This window comes from Devosia oryziradicis, assembly GCF_016698645.1.
In the GTDB taxonomy this organism is placed as follows: domain Bacteria; phylum Pseudomonadota; class Alphaproteobacteria; order Rhizobiales; family Devosiaceae; genus Devosia; species Devosia oryziradicis.
Genome location: NZ_CP068047.1, coordinates 186,402 through 201,207 on the forward strand (window position 1 = coordinate 186,402; position 14,806 = coordinate 201,207).

Below are 14,806 nucleotides of genomic sequence, written 5' to 3' on the forward strand. Positions count from 1 at the left end.
CATAAATTGCCATCAGGCTGCCGCGATTGGCTCGTATCGCGCCACACAGATAAATCGGCTAGGATGATGGGATGGCACGAACCAGAATCGGCAACGGCATGGGAATGATCGGCGCGGCGACCCTGCTGGCGCTTGTGGTCTCGGGCTGTTCGATGAGTTCGTTCAAGCCGGCGGCCGGGCCGGCGACCGCCGCCCTGGCGTCGTTTGCCGCGCCCACCGCCACACCCGCCGGCCATGTGCCCGATGCCGCCGCCGTGCCGCCCGCGCCGGCGGCGCTGGCTTATTCGGGCAGCGCCTATGACGGGCTGATCGCCCATTATGCGCAGCAGTACAACGTGCCCGAATCCCTGGTTCGCCGGGTCATCGTGCGCGAAAGCGGCTACAATGCCGCCGCTCGCAATGGTCCCTATTACGGCCTTATGCAGATCAGCCACGCCACCGCCACCGGCATGGGCTATCGCGGTTCGCCGGCGGGTCTGCTCGATGCCGAGACCAACCTGCGTTATGCGGTGCGCTACCTTGCCGGTGCCTATGTGACCGCCAAGGGCAACCCCGACCAGGCGGTGCGTTTCTACGCGCGCGGCTTCTACTACGATGCCAAGCGCGCCGGCCTGCTGGACGCCGCGGGCCTGCGTTAGGCTCCGCCGCGGGCCTGCGCTAGTCACATTCGGGCAGCCACCATCCGGGTCCGGTGCCATTGATGGGCTCGAGGCAGCGGTCTGCCGCGGCCTCGCCATTGAGAAAGCGGCGCATGTCGCTGAGGGCCAGGAAGTTGGTCAGCGCATAGCTGTGGCCGCTGTCCTTGCCCGGGTCGGTGATGCTGCTGGCATTGATCACCTCGATACCGTCGCCGAAATCGATGCGTGACGCGCCACCCAGGCCCGGCGCGTCCTGCGCGGCTACTGCGCTCGAGAGGAACGTGGCCAGCAGAAGAGCGGCCGTGCCTGGTCCAGTAACCCGCATCTTGCCCCCCGCGCGGTCCACCGTTCGGGGCCAAGCATAACCCGACCGCGGGAAACTGTCGAACCCGGCGCGCGCGTCAGGCCCCGGCGGTGTCGCGGGTGGCCAGGAGGCGGGAAATCTGGGTTTCCAGTTCGGCTTGCTGGTAGGGCTTGGCGAGACGCGGCAGGTCGGTGGTGGTGCCGCTGGGCAGGTCGGCATAGCCGGTGGCCAGCAGAATCGGCAAGTCGGGGTGGAGTTCCCGCGCCCGGTCGGCCAGTTCGACGCCGGTCATGCCGGGCATGGCATAGTCGGTTATCAAGGCGTCGATGCGCTGGCCGCTGCCCAGGATCTGCAGCGCTTCCTTGCCCGAATAGGCTTCGAGCACGGTGTGACCGAGGTCCTGCACCATGTCGACCGTGCTCATGTTGATCAGGGCGTCGTCGTCGACCACCAGGATCACGGACGCCGGGGGCGGCGTCAGGGGCTGTTCGGACGGCACGTTCTCAACCTCCTTGACGGGGGAAACGGCGACTGGCAGCCACAACTCGGCTGTCGTACCCTCGCCCAACTGACTCTTGAGATGCAGGGCGCCACCAAGCTGAACCGCCAATCCATGCACCATGGAAAGGCCCAGCCCCGTGCCCTTGCCAAGCTCCTTAGTCGAGAAAAATGGCTCAATTGCGCTCTTGAGCGTTTTTTCGTCCATGCCAGTGCCGGTGTCGCTGACAGACAGGCGCAGATAGGCGCCGGAAAGGCCCAAACCGCCATCGCCATCGGCCGCCCGCAGGTCAATGGTGAGCCTTCCACCATCAGGCATGGCGTCGCGCGCATTGACCGCCAGGTTGAGGATGGCCAGTTCGAGCTGGTTGGCATCCACGCGGGCCGGTGGCAGGTCGGGCTCGATGCTGAAGTCGATCGAGATCAGCGGGCCCAGCGAACGCTCCATCAGGGCACGCATGCCATCCAGCAACTGGCTGAGATCGGTGGCTTCGGGCTTGAGATCCTGCCGTCGGGCAAAGGCGAGGAGGCGCGAGGTCAACGAGGCGCCGCGCTGTGCGCCCTGTAGCGCCCCATCGATGAAGCGGCGCAGCTGCGGATCGTCAGGCAGGCGCTTGCGCAGCAGCTCCAGATTGCCCTGGATGGCGGCCAGCAGGTTGTTGAAGTCATGCGCCACGCCGCCAGTCAGCTGGCCGATGGTTTCCATCTTCTGGGCCTGCCGCAACTGTTCCTCGGCCCGGCGGCGCTCGGTCATCTCGCGGAAGAAGGCGGCGCCGCCCACGATCTGGCCATCGCCGCCGCGCAGGGGCGCATGCTGGCTTTCCAGCACCACCTGGCCACCGGCCACCGTGGTAAGCTCGATTTCCTCGATCGGCCCGGAGATGCCCGCAAGGGCGTCGTGCAGGCGCTGCTCGATGACATCGCGCTGGCCATCGCCGATGACCCGCGCCAGCGAACGTCCGAGCACGGCGGGAGCCGGCAGCCCGAAAATGCGCTCCATGGTGGGGTTCCAGATGGTCACCCGCAAATCGGTGTCATAGGCGACGATGCCGGCCGGCACGCTGGTCAGCAGCAGGCCCGACAGGGCGCGCTCGCCCCGCAGCGCCTGCTGCGTGCGTTCACGTTCGGCCGCCACGGCCTCCAGCAGCTTTTCGCGTTCGGCGTCGGCCGCCTTGCGCGCGGTGATATCGGAGGCGACGCCCACCAGGGTTTTCGGCCGGTCATAGCGGTCGGTCAGGACGCGGGCGCGGATATCGATCCAGTGCTCGCTGCCATCGGGCCAGCGCACGCGATATTCCAGCACGAGGTCGGCCCCGCCCATGGCGTCGTCGAAGGCCCGCTGCACCCGGCGCTGGTCGACCAGCGCGACGGCTTCGATAATGTCGGCAAACAGTAGCTGGTCGTCGGGGCCGCGCCCGAAGCAGGCCTTGAATTGGTCCGAGCCGGTGAGCGTCAGTTCGACGACATCGAGTTCCCATGAACCCATGCGGCCGGCCAGCAGGGCCGTCTGCAGGCGCTGTTCACCCTCGCGCACCTCGGCAAGATAGCGGCGCGACTGATATTGGCGGCGGCGGCCACGCAGCGCGTTGTCCACCACATTGAGCAGAGCCGATGGATGAAACGGCCGCTCCAGCACGATGACATTGCCCAGTGCGCCCTGCAACTGGGCGACCAACGAGGCCTGTTCGGCGCCGCCGCCGCGCTGCCCCAGGATAACGAAGGGAAAGTCCGACCACGACGGCTGCTGTTCGATCCAGCTGGTGAGGGGGCTCAGGTCGGCATATTGCAGCGCTTCGACGGTAATGATGGCAAGGCCCGCGCCTTCGGCGATACCCTCGACCAGGCCGCCGATGGTGTCGCGTGTCTCAGCCGCACGACCGGCATTGACCAGCAGCGTCGCGGCTACTGCGCCATCGCGTCCGCGCGGCGCAAGGATGAGGGCCCGCTCGGAATTTATCACCCGCCGCGTTCTCCCTGAATGTCAGAACGCGCCCCTTCTTCGCTTTCAAGCAATGGACCGCTGTCGCCCGTATAGGTCGGGATGCCCCGCAGCACGCCATGGAAGTCCCGCAGGGGAGCCCCTATGGCGATGCCGGTGCGACCGATGCGGTACTCGCGAATGGTGTCCTCGTGCATGCCGGTGCGTTTCTTGATCACCGACATGGCCCGCCGCACGCGCCCTGCCGCCTCGAAGTAGCGCAGGAGCATGACGCTATCGGCCAGGTAGGTGATATCGACGGGCGACTGCATGCTGTCGCCGACAAGGCCGTGCTGGGCCACCGTCACGAAGGTCGTGGTGCCCTGGCGGTTAAGATATTGCAGCAGTTCGTGCATATGCAGCAGCAGTGAATTCTCTTCGGGCATTGCTGCCTGGTAGCCATTGAGGCTGTCGATTATCACGGTCTTGACCTGCGCAGTGTCGACGTGCCGGCGCACCCGGTGGGCGAATTCGCCGGGGGACAACTCCGCCGCATCCACCTGGTCGACCAAGAGGTCGCCACTGTCGCGCATGGCCTCCAGATCTACGCCCATCGCCTTGGCACGCTGGAACAGCAGACCCAGTTCCTCGTCAAATACGAAGAGGGCGGCCTTTTCACCGCGCGCCACCGCGGCTCGCGCAAAATGCAGCGCCAGCAATGACTTGCCCGAGCCAGCAGGGCCAAGCAGCAGCATGCTCGATCCGCGTTGTATGCCACCGCCCAGCAGCGCATCGAGTTCGGGAATTTCGCTGGTCAGCGGCGAGCGGTCGAAATCCGTCCGGTGCTCGGAGGCGACCAGCCGTGGGAAGACTACCACCCCCCCATGCTTGATGGTAAAGTCATGGTAGCCGCCGCGATAAGCTTGGCCGCGATATTTGAGCACCCGGAGCCGGCGTCGATCTGCCCCATAGGTGGGCGCCAGTTCCTCGAGCCGGATCACGCCATGGGCTACAGAATGCACTGTCTTGTCGTTGGCGTCGCTGGTCAAGTCGTCCAGCATGAGCACTGTCGCCCCGTTGCGGGCAAAATAGTGCTTGAGCAGCAGGATCTGCCGGCGATACCTGAGGGAACTCTGAGCAAGAAGCCGAATTTCCGAAAGGCTGTCGAGGACGATGCGGTCCGGCTTGGCACGCTCCACCGCCTCGAACATGGCCTTGGTGGCTTCCCCCAGCTCAAGGTCGGACGAGTAAATCAGGCTCTGCTGCTGCTCGCTGTCGAGCAGGCTTTCGGGCGGCACCAGTTCGAAGATTTCAAACCTGTCGTCAATCTCCCAGCCATGCGACCGGGCGGTGAGCCGAAGTTCATCCTCGGTTTCCGAGAGGGTCACATAGAGGCCCTTTTCGCCCCGTTCGGCTCCTTCGAGGAGAAATTGCAGGGCCACGGTGGTCTTGCCGGTGCCCGGGCTTCCCTCTAGCAGATAGAGATGTCCACGGGCCAGGCCGCCCACGAGAATATTGTCCAGGCCGGCCACGCCGAGCCTGGCTTTATTGTGTTCTGCAATGCCGGACATGACGCTTTCTACCCGATACTCTCTAACAGAGCCTTTCTGCCCCAATTTTCGAAAACGATCAAAACCTTATGCCGGTTCCCTTCTGCCGGGACCCTTTTTGCGGGCGGCAAACTCCCCTAAAGTCGCGCCTCGCATCCAATGGAATCGGTTTCATGCATCTGCTGCTCGTCGACGGCTCGGGCTATATTTTCCGCGCCTTTCACGCCCTGCCCCCGCTCAACCGCAAGTCCGATGGGCTGCCGGTCGGCTGCGTCCAGGGCTTCTGCAACATGCTGTGGAAGCTGATGGAGGACCTAAAGGGCGAGGACGAGCCGACCCATATGGCCGTCATCTTCGATGCCAAGGGCAAGACCTTCCGCGACGATTTCTATGCCGAGTACAAGGCACATCGCCCCCCCGCGCCGCCCGAGCTGGTGCCGCAATTCCCGCTGACCCGAGCCGCCACCCGCGCCTACAATATCGAGTCCATCGAAATGGAGGGCTGGGAGGCCGACGACATCATCGCCACCTATGCCTGCCAGGCCCGCGCCGCCGGCGGCAAGGTGACCATCGTCTCGTCCGACAAGGACCTGATGCAACTCGTCGAGCCTGATGGCTCGATCCGCCTCCTCGATACCATCCCCCGCCCCGGCCAGCCGCCCCTGCGCTGGATCGGCGTCGAGGAAGTGCTTAACAAGTTCGGTGTAACGCCCGACAAGGTCATCGACGTGCAGGCGCTCTGCGGCGACAGCGTCGACAACGTGCCCGGTGTCCCCGGGATCGGCGTCAAGACGGCGGCCGAGCTGATCAATACCTATGGCAATCTCGAAACCCTGCTCGAGCGGGCCGGCGAGATCAAGCAGAATGCCCGGCGCGAGAAGCTGATCGCCAATGCCGAATTGGCGCGCATTTCCAAGCGCCTGGTGACGCTCGAGCAGAAGGTGCCCGTCGAGCTCGAACTCTCCGCCCTCGCCCGCCAGCCGGTGGAGCCGGGCAAGCTCTTCCCCTTCCTCAAGGCGATGGAATTCGTCACCATCTCCAAGCGCCTGGGCGGGTTGCTCAATGCCGATCCCGAGGCCTGGGAGGCCGACCCGGCCCTGGCCGCCGCGCCGGCATCGCCGGTCGGGTTCAACAACGAGGCCCGTGCCGAAGCCCGCGCCGCGCGCCAGGAGGCCGAGGGCCGCGCCGGCTCGCCCGTCGTGCTCCATGCCGCCGCCATGCACGAGGCCACCAAGGCCATTCCGTGGACGCCCGAAAACTACGAGATCATCCGCGACGCCGCGCACCTGCAGCGCTGGATCGACATGGCCTATCGCGAAGGCCTCGTCGCCACCGACGCGGAATCGACCGGCCTCGACAACCAGACCGCCGACTTGGTCGGCATCAGCTTTGCCACCCAGCCGGGCAATGGCGCCTATCTCCCCCTCGGCCACACCCAGGGCGAAGGCGATATCTTCGGTGGCGGCAAGGCCGAGGGCCAGATGGACACGCGCCAGGCCCTGGACATGCTGCGGCCGCTGTTTGCCGACCGCTCGATCCTCAAGATCTTCCACAATGCCAAATACGACCTGGGCCTGCTCGCCCGCTACGACGTCGCGGTGAACTCCTACGACGACACGCTGCTGCTGAGCTATTCGCTCGATGGCCCGCAATTCAACACCATGAGCGAGCTGGCCGATCACTGGCTCGGCGTCCCCGGCCAGTCGATCAAGGACCTGATCGGCACGGGCAAGGGCCAAAAGACCTTCGCCCAGGTCGATATCCCGGCCGCCGCGCGCTATGCCGCCGAAGACAGCGACATGACCCTGCGCCTCTGGCGCATCCTCAAGCCGCGCCTCGCCGCCGAGGGCATGACCACGCTCTACGAAACCATCGAGCGCCCCCTGGCGCCGGTGCTGGCCCGCATGGAAGGTCGCGGCATCTCCGTCGACCGGCAGATTCTGGCGAGATTGTCGGGAGATTTCTCCCAGCGTGCCGCCGCCCTCGAGGCAGAAGCCTATGAGCTGGCCGGGTCCAATTTCAACCTCGGCTCCCCCAAGCAGCTGGGCGAAATCCTGTTCGACCGCATGGGGCTCGAAGGCGGCACCAAGACCAAGACCGGCGCCTGGTCGACCGGCGCCGATGTGCTGGAGGACCTCGCGGCCAAGGGCGTTCCGCTCGCCCGCACCATCGTCGACTGGCGCCAGCTTACCAAGCTGATGGGCACCTACACCAACGCCTTGCCCGAATACATGAATGCCCGGACCGGCCGCGTGCACACCACCTATTCCCAGCACTCCGTGCTGACCGGGCGCCTCTCCTCCAACGATCCGAACCTCCAGAACATCCCCGTCCGCACCGAAGATGGCCGCAAGATCCGCACCGCCTTCGTCGCCGCCCCGGGCAAGATCCTGATCTCGGCCGACTATTCGCAGATCGAACTGCGCGTCCTCGCCCATATCGCCGATATCCAGGCGCTCAAGGACGCGTTCGAGGAAGGTCTCGACATCCATGCCATGACAGCCAGCGAAATGTTCGGCGTCCCGGTCGAGGGCATGCCCTCCGATGTCCGCCGCCGCGCCAAGGCGATCAATTTCGGCATCATCTACGGCATTTCCGCCTTCGGCCTGGCCAACCAGCTGGGCATCGAGCGCTCGGTGGCGGGCGACTATATCAAGACCTATTTCGAGCGCTTCCCCGGCATCAAGGACTATATGGACGAGCAGCGCCGGCGGGTGAAAATCGACGGCTATGTGATGACGCTGTTCGGCCGCAAGATCAATTTCCCCAATGCCAACTCGTCCCACGCCGCCGAACGCAGCTTCGTCGAACGCGCCTCGATCAATGCCCCCATCCAGGGCACTGCCGCCGACATCATCCGCCGCGCCATGATCCGCATGGAGCCCGAACTGCAAAAGGCCGGCATCGAAGCCGACATGCTGCTGCAGGTGCATGACGAGCTGATCTTCGAAGTGCCACAGGGTACCGAAAACGACGCCATGCCGGTCATCAAGCGCGTCATGGAAGGCGCGGCCGAACCCGCCGTGCGTCTCAACGTCCCCATCCAGGTCGACGCCCACGCGGCCCACAACTGGGACGAAGCGCACTAGGGGAGGAGCACACCCCTCCCCACCCACCGGCCGTCGCCTTCGACCCACCAGCCGTCACCCTCGGGCTTGACCCGAGGGCCCTATACTTGCTGAACTCGGGCATGAACGACGCACCCGAAATCCCCCTCACCGGCGGCGGCCGCAATGCCGTCACCCGCATCGGCGACGTGGTCCACCGCCAGACCGGCCCCTGGGCCCGCTCCGTCCATGCCCTGCTCCGCCATCTCGAGGCCGAGGGCTTCAGCGGCGCGCCACGCGTCGTCGGTTCCGGCTTCAACAGCGAAGGCCGCGAGATCCTGAGCTTCATCCACGGCGTCTCGCTCCATCCCGGCCCCTGGCCCGACGAAGCCATGTTCAACCTGGGCCGCATGCTTGCCGACTTCCACCTCGCCAGCAGGACCTTTACGCCACCCGCCGACGCCCAATGGCGCCCCTGGTTCGGCCGCGACCTCGGCTCCGGCGAGCGTCTCATCGGCCACTGTGACCTGGGCGACTGGAACATCATCGCCCACAACCACCAGCCCGTCGGCTTCATCGATTGGGAACAGGCCGGCCCCGTCGACCCGTTGGTCGACCTCGCCCAACTGTGCTGGCTCAACGCCCACCTCTTCGACGACGACCTCGAACTCCGCATCGGCCTGCCACCTTTGGCCAGCCGCGCCAAGAAGATGCGCTACATTGTCGACGGCTACGGGCTGGCGTCAGCCGACCGCGCGCGGCTGGTGACGACCATGATCGAACTGGCGATAGCGGATGCGGCCAATGAAGCGGTGGAGGCCAAGCTCACGCCAGACAGCGACGGCCCGGTGGAGGCGCTATGGGCGATGGCCTGGCGGGCGCGGAGTGCGGCGTGGATGGGGAGGAACATGCGAGCGTTGGAGGCGGTTCTTGTTTGAGGGCCTTGTGGTCGGCGCAAGTCCCGCCAGGTCGGATTGCGCTCCTCGACCAGCCGGTCCTTCCATTCCCGCTGCCAGTCCTTGATGCGCTTTTCGCGGGTGATGGCGGAGATGGCGGTTTCGTGCACCTCGTACCAGACCAGCCGCGTCACCTTGTGGCGGGCGGTGAAGCTTTTGGGATCGACATGGTTCTTGTGCTGCCAGATGCGGCCGGCCGGGTTGCCGGTGACGCCGGTATAGACCGTGCCGCCCTTCATGCTCGCCATGATGTAGACAATGAAGACCTTCCCCATGAGCACGAGACAAGCATGGGACCGCAACACCATCAACACCCACGGCGTCATTCCGGCGAAGGCCGGAATCCATGTCCGTGGCTTGCCCCGAGCATCCGGCCCTGGGGGCGTTCACCGCATGGATTCCGGCCTGCGCCGGAATGACCCGGTGGGTGAGACTGTATCGGGGCCCAGGTCCCTCCCCGCTCTCCGAAAAAACTTATCCCCGTCCCCAATCACCTCCCGCATACTTCACCCATTCCCGCCGCTCACGCGGTGCCGACGAAGCATCGGGCGGGAGATGGGTGGATCGGGGTCGCCTGGTCCAGGCAAGGGGAAATCGAGCAGCTGCGCTTGCGACACAGCGTACCTGGCCAACCTGCCTAAAACCCCAGTCGTGTGAAGCGGCTTTCGCCTCTTCAATAACCAGTCAGGCGGCGCAAGCCGTCCGGGGCGAAAGCCGCTTCATGCCGTGAAACCGCGACGCCGCAAGGCCGGGCGGCGCTTCGGCGCGCGTCAGGTAAACCGCACCTCGATATGCCGGTCGGTGGAGGCCACCACCTCGCAGGGGCATTCGAAGCCGTCCGAGCGGATGGCAAGGGTGAAGCGGCTGGGAATGCCGAAGCTGCCGGTCACGTCCATGCCGGCGCCTTCGTCGGACATCCAGCGCACGGTGCAGTTCACCAGCGAAGCGCGGTTGTTGAAGATGATGCGGCCGGCCTTGAGCACGCGGCGCGCATTGGTGCGGATGGCCTCGGGCGCGGGCTCCGCTGCCACCACCCGGTTGCGGCCGGCCTGCTTGGCGGCATAGAGCGCGGCGTCGGCGCGTTCGAGCAGGCTCTCGATGTCGGGCGTGGCGCCATCGAGCACGGCGACGCCGAAGCTGCAGGTTACCGGCAAGTTCTGGCCATCGAAATTGAAGACCAGATCGGCAATGGCCTGGCGCAGCTTTTCGGCCACCTCGATGGCTTGGGTACGGTCGGTCAGCGGCAACAGCACGGCGAATTCCTCGCCGCCCAGCCGGCCGATCAGATCGCTCTGCCGCAAGAGGGCGACGCAGCTCTTGATGACGTCGGCCAGCACCTTGTCGCCTGCGGCGTGGCCGAAGCCGTCATTGACCGACTTGAAGTGATCGAGGTCGAGCACCAGGCAGGCCAGGGCGTGATGATGCCGGCTGGCGAGGGCCACGGCGCGGGCGCCCTCCTCCTTGAAGGCCCGGCGCGACAGGGCGCCGGTCAAGACGTCGACCGTCGCCCGCTGCCGCAGATCGAGCTCGTTCATGGTGATGAGGGCCAGATCCTCGAGGATCTTCAGTTCGCGGGCCGAGAAATCGCGCGGCTGGGGATCGATGGCACAGACGGTGCCGATGACATGGCCGTCGGTGGTGCGCAGCGGTACGCCGGCATAAAAGCCCACGCCGCCGCTGGTGACATTGGGGTTGTCGGCAAAGCGCATATCGGCTTTGGCGTCGGGCACCACCAGGGACTCGCCGGATGCGAGCGGGAAGCGGCAGAAGGTGTCCTGGACCGGTACTTCGCTGCGGTCCGAACCGTCGGCGGATTTGTACCACTGGCGATGGCCGTCGATCATCGAGACGATGCCGGTGCTGACCCCGAAAATCGAGCGGATCAGCCGGGTAATGCGGTCGAACGGTTCCTCGCGCGGGGAATCGAGGATATCGAAGCGTTGCAGGGCGGCGAGGCGATCACGCTCCCAGTCGTCCCGGTCGATCGAAGCGACAGCCGACATGCGAGGCTCCATGGGCATAGGTGCTCCCAAATTGGGCCGCAACCTATTGCCAAGAGGTTACCGCGCGCGGCGCTTGCCGATCACAATGGGAAACCGCTCACCGCGCCAGCCGTTGGAACTCGTCAATCAGGAGGAGAACCATGACGCAGCAATCCTTTCTCCAGCCAAATCCGCTGTCGCCGCGGCGCAGCTTCGGGGGCGGCAGTTTCGTGGGCAGGTTTCTCGAGGCGCAGAATGCGGTCTACCCGCAGGTGCTGCACGAATTGCGCGCCGGGCAGAAGCGTACGCACTGGATGTGGTTCATCTTTCCGCAGATTGCCGGGCTCGGCCGCACCGCCATTTCGCGCCATTTCGCCATTGCCGACATCGACGAGGCCGAAGCTTACCTTGCCCATCCGATCCTGGGCGGACGGCTGCGCGAATGTACGCAAGCCGTGCTGCTGCATGCCCCTGGCGGTCCTGCGCCGCGCGGCCTGACGCAGATTTTCGGCACGCCCGACGACCTCAAGTTCCATTCGTCGATGACGCTGTTCCACCGTGCCGACCCAGACGAGCCGCTGTTCGACCGTGCCCTGCGCGCCTTTTTCCGGAATCGGGAAGACGGCGCGACGCTGGACCTGCTCTAGGCCCGGCTGATGTGGGCGAGGCGGCCGTCGCCGCCGGGCGGAATGTCGAGCTGAATGGTCATGGTAGCGGCCGCGACCAGTTCGGGCGCCCGCTCCGCCCATTCCACCAGGACGATCGCGGCGGGATTGTCGAGCAACCCCAGTTCGTCGACCTCACGGGGATCGCCAAGCCGGTAGAGGTCGGCATGGAGCACGGGTGCCCGCGGCGTGTCATAGGGCTGCACCAGCGCAAAGGTGGGCGAGGGCACGTCGAGCGCGGGATCGGCTGCCAGGCTGCGGATGATGGCGCGGGCAAGCGCGGTCTTGCCGGCACCCAGATCGCCCTCGAGCAGCACGATATCCCCGGGTTGCAGCTCTCGTGCGATAGTGGCACCCAGTTCGGCAGTGGCGGCGTCGTCGGGGAGGAAATCTGGCATCGGCTCTTTCGCCTCCCTCCCCCCGTGAGGGGAGGGATGAGGGTCCATCGGTGGACCAGCACTACCCCCTCCCCGGCCCTCCCCTCAAGGGGCAGGGGGCGACGGAGCGGCGAACCCTATTCCGCCACCCCCGCCATGGCGCTGTCGCGCGGCAGGTTGACGATGATGCGCGAGCCGCGCGGTTCGCGCTTTTCGGCCGAAATGGTGCCGCCATGGAGATTGACGAAGGTCTTGACGATGGCGAGGCCCAGGCCAGCCCCGCGCTGGCGGCCGCTGGGGGTATCGATGCGGGTCTGGATGGCGGCGCGCATTTCGTCGGTCACGCCCGGCCCCTCGTCCTCGATGACGAAGAGCATGCGGTTGGCCCGGTGGCTGACGGACAGCCTGATCTCGCCACCGGGTGGCGAGAAGCGGGCGGCGTTGCTCAGCAGGTTATAGAGCACCTGCACGATGCGGGTGCCGTCGGCGATGAAGGGCGGCATGCCGTCCTCGATATCGACCACCAGGTTGATCGGCTTCTCGCCCGAGATTTCGGGGAAGGTCGCGGAAAGGCCGGCGCGGGCCTTGTCGACCAGGGTGGGCACATCGAGCAGTTCGGGCCGCAATTCGGCAATGCCGGCATCGACCGAGGCCAGGTCGAGGATGTTGTCGATGAGCACGCCCAGCGTGACCGAGCTGGCGCGGATATAGTCGATATAGGCGCGCTGGCGCTCGTTGAGGCTGCCGCCCTCGCTGCCGGCCAGCAGGTCGGCAAAGCCGATGATATTGGTCAACGGCGAGCGCAGTTCATAGGAGACGTTCTCGACGAAGGCGTCCTTGAGCAGGTCGGCGGCGACCAGCGCGTCGTTGCGTTCCTTGAGCACCTTGGAATAGCTGGCGCTTTCGGTGACGTCGAGGAAGGTCATCATGGTCTGCCCGTCGGGCAGGCGGGTGATGGCATAATCGAGGAGGCGCCCATCGGAGCGGTTGAGCCGCCCGGTCTGGTCGGAGCGCGTCGGATTGAGGTCGATGATGCCGCGCTTGAGGTCGCGCCAGATGCTGGCGCCATCTTCGGGGATGGCGCGGCCACTGGCCTCGGCGATCTGGTCGATATGGGGATTCTGCCCCAGTTCGTTCATCGGCAGCTTCCACAGCGCCGACAGCCGCGGATTGGAAAGCGTCAGCCGGCCGTTGGTACCGAACACCGCCACGGCTTCGCTCAGGGCATTGATGGTTTCGCGCTGCACGTTGGAAAAGGCCTTGTTGGTCGATTCCAGCTTCAGCCGTTCGGTGATGTCCTCATAAACATAGATGACCCCGCCGGCAGCGCCGGCCGGCGCCGAGATCACCTTGATGGTGCGACCATCGGGCAGGTGCCAGGGTTCGTTTTCGTGGGGGGTCTTGCGAGTGTAGCTCTGCAGGTGCTGGCTGCGCCAGGTCTGGTAGTCGACCTGGTTGGGCAGCATGCCGTCGGTGCGGAGCTTGTCGAGGATGGCACGCTCGTCGAGCCCGGGCACGAGGAACGCGCGGCTCAGGTTCCACAGGTTGGCGAAGGCGGCGTTGTACTGCACCAGTTCGCGCTTGGCATTGAAGATGGCGATGGGTGTGGTCAGCGCCCCGATGATGCCGCCGATATGGGCCAACCCGGCTTCGGCCGTCGGGCTCGCCTCCTGGGCGCGGCGCAGATAGCCGGCGCGGCCGCCCGTGACGGGAAATTCCACGAGATCGAACGCGCCCTGGCCGGGCCATGTCACGGTGATAGTGCCGCGGCCGTCACCCTTGGCGCAATCGATCTGGTGCTGCCTGAGTTGGGCGGTATCGAGCAGTTCGGGCGGTGCCGACTCGGTCCCCGACTTGCCCAGGGCCTTGGCCAGTTGCAGATAGGCGGGGTTGGCAAAGGTGAGCCGCTGGTCGGCGTTGCGGGCAAAGGCCGGTTCGGGCAGGGCCGAAAGGACAGCACGCACGCTGGCCAAGTCGCCCGAGGCAGCCGATGCGACCAATGCGGGTTCGGACTGGGCCTGGAGGAAGGCGGGCCGCAGGCGCAAGGCAGCGCCGCCGCCGAGCACCCAGCCATTGGCCCGGATCTGCCTTCCGTCCAGTGCATTGAGGCTGACGGCAAAGGCATGGCCATTGACGCGCAGGTCCTCAAGCAGGCGGGCCAGCTTGTCGGCATCGCCAGCCAAGAGCCAACTGGGAAAATTGAGTACGCTTTCGGGCTGTCGCCCTGGCGGCAATACCGAACCGGCCTGGCCGAGCAGGCGCGGAGCGCCGCTGCTGTTCTCGGTCCACAGCACGGTCACTTCGCGCGTGCCACTCAGCAGCGCTTCGTATTCGTCCACCATGGCCCGCAGGCCGGCAATCTGGCTGGCGGCCCGCTGCCGGGCGGCCTTGCCGTCCTTGAGCATGGTTCGCACCACCGCCATGGCCAGCAACGCGAAAGCACCCGCCCCCACCGTGATCGCCAGGGGTGCCGCACCCACGAAATTTGCCGAATTGATACCCTGGGCAAGGGCGGGGACCGCCATCATCAGGGTAACGGGGGCCGCCGCAATCGTTGCGAATCCCCAATGCTTCCGGAAGTGATCCGGCGCCATAAGCCGCCCTCTAGGTCAAAATCATTGTTGCCAGCCCGGCCACCAGGCAGCCGGTACGCCCAACTCGAAAGCGAAGTGGCCAAACGCGGAGTCCCTAGGGAATCCGGCCATCTCCGGTTCGGCTGCGTGTCCCCCAGCAACCGAATCACCATGACCATACCGGCCCGGTGAATCGCCTAAAAGAGTCTTAATGGCTGTGCATTATGGGCAAAGCATCGATATCGGGGATTGACCGTGAACGAAGCAGCAACTGGCGTGCACGCCCAGGATGAGGCTA

At 65.7% G+C, this 14,806-nt stretch carries 10 protein-coding genes and 1 pseudogene; 4 read left to right on the plus strand and 7 right to left on the minus strand.

All coding sequences use genetic code 11. The features are described 5' to 3' along the window. The first annotated feature begins 71 nt into the window (after positions 1 to 71). On the plus strand, positions 72 to 638 hold the full coding sequence (locus JI749_RS17600) for a lytic transglycosylase domain-containing protein (protein ID WP_201657389.1): 567 nt from the start codon (positions 72 to 74) through the stop codon (positions 636 to 638). Between the two features lie 19 nt (positions 639 to 657). Here the strand turns inward: JI749_RS17600 and JI749_RS17605 are convergent, their stop codons facing one another. The 3 genes from JI749_RS17605 to JI749_RS00865 all read right to left on the minus strand — a co-directional run bounded on the left by JI749_RS17605 (position 658) and on the right by JI749_RS00865 (position 4,929). Beyond that, on the minus strand, positions 658 to 963 hold the full coding sequence (locus JI749_RS17605) for a hypothetical protein (RefSeq protein WP_201657392.1): 306 nt from the start codon (positions 961 to 963) through the stop codon (positions 658 to 660). A 76-nt stretch (positions 964 to 1,039) separates the two neighbouring features. After that, positions 1,040 to 3,400: a hybrid sensor histidine kinase/response regulator gene (locus JI749_RS00860; RefSeq protein WP_201657395.1), complete on the minus strand. Its 2,361-nt coding sequence runs from the start codon at positions 3,398 to 3,400 to the stop codon at positions 1,040 to 1,042. Beyond that, entirely contained in the window at positions 3,397 to 4,929 is a 1,533-nt protein-coding gene (locus JI749_RS00865; protein WP_201657398.1) for an ATPase domain-containing protein, read from the minus strand. The genes JI749_RS00860 and JI749_RS00865 overlap by 4 nt, the downstream gene beginning before the upstream one ends. A 152-nt stretch (positions 4,930 to 5,081) precedes the next feature. Here JI749_RS00865 and polA point away from each other — a divergent pair, with 152 nt between their 5' ends. Both polA and JI749_RS00875 read left to right on the plus strand, forming a co-directional pair. Continuing rightward, positions 5,082 to 7,997, plus strand: a complete 2,916-nt coding sequence (polA, locus tag JI749_RS00870) for a DNA polymerase I (RefSeq protein WP_201657401.1) — start codon at positions 5,082 to 5,084, stop codon at positions 7,995 to 7,997. Between the two features lie 101 nt (positions 7,998 to 8,098). Then, positions 8,099 to 8,893, plus strand: a complete 795-nt coding sequence (locus JI749_RS00875; RefSeq protein ID WP_201657405.1) for an aminoglycoside phosphotransferase family protein — start codon at positions 8,099 to 8,101, stop codon at positions 8,891 to 8,893. A 74-nt stretch (positions 8,894 to 8,967) separates the two neighbouring features. Here JI749_RS00875 and JI749_RS17380 read toward each other — a convergent pair. Continuing rightward, positions 8,968 to 9,237, minus strand: a pseudogene (locus tag JI749_RS17380) (GIY-YIG nuclease family protein); the annotation flags it as partial. Positions 9,238 to 9,681: 444 nt separating this feature from the next. Beyond that, positions 9,682 to 10,914, minus strand: coding sequence for a sensor domain-containing diguanylate cyclase (locus JI749_RS00885; protein WP_233280817.1), 1,233 nt, complete (start codon positions 10,912 to 10,914; stop codon positions 9,682 to 9,684). A 140-nt stretch (positions 10,915 to 11,054) separates the two neighbouring features. On the opposite strand from JI749_RS00885, the gene JI749_RS00890 reads away from it, so the two are divergent. Beyond that, positions 11,055 to 11,540 carry a DUF1810 domain-containing protein gene (locus JI749_RS00890; RefSeq protein ID WP_201657408.1) on the plus strand — a complete coding sequence of 162 codons (486 nt, stop codon included), beginning with the start codon at positions 11,055 to 11,057 and terminating at the stop codon, positions 11,538 to 11,540. Here JI749_RS00890 and tsaE read toward each other — a convergent pair. Beyond that, complete coding sequence (gene tsaE, locus JI749_RS00895; RefSeq protein ID WP_233280818.1) at positions 11,537 to 11,956, minus strand: tRNA (adenosine(37)-N6)-threonylcarbamoyltransferase complex ATPase subunit type 1 TsaE; 420 nt, start codon at positions 11,954 to 11,956, stop codon at positions 11,537 to 11,539. The genes JI749_RS00890 and tsaE overlap by 4 nt on opposite strands. A gap of 116 nt (positions 11,957 to 12,072) precedes the next feature. Then, positions 12,073 to 14,463, minus strand: a complete 2,391-nt coding sequence (locus JI749_RS00900) for a sensor histidine kinase (protein WP_201657443.1) — start codon at positions 14,461 to 14,463, stop codon at positions 12,073 to 12,075. Positions 14,464 to 14,806 lie beyond the last annotated feature (343 nt).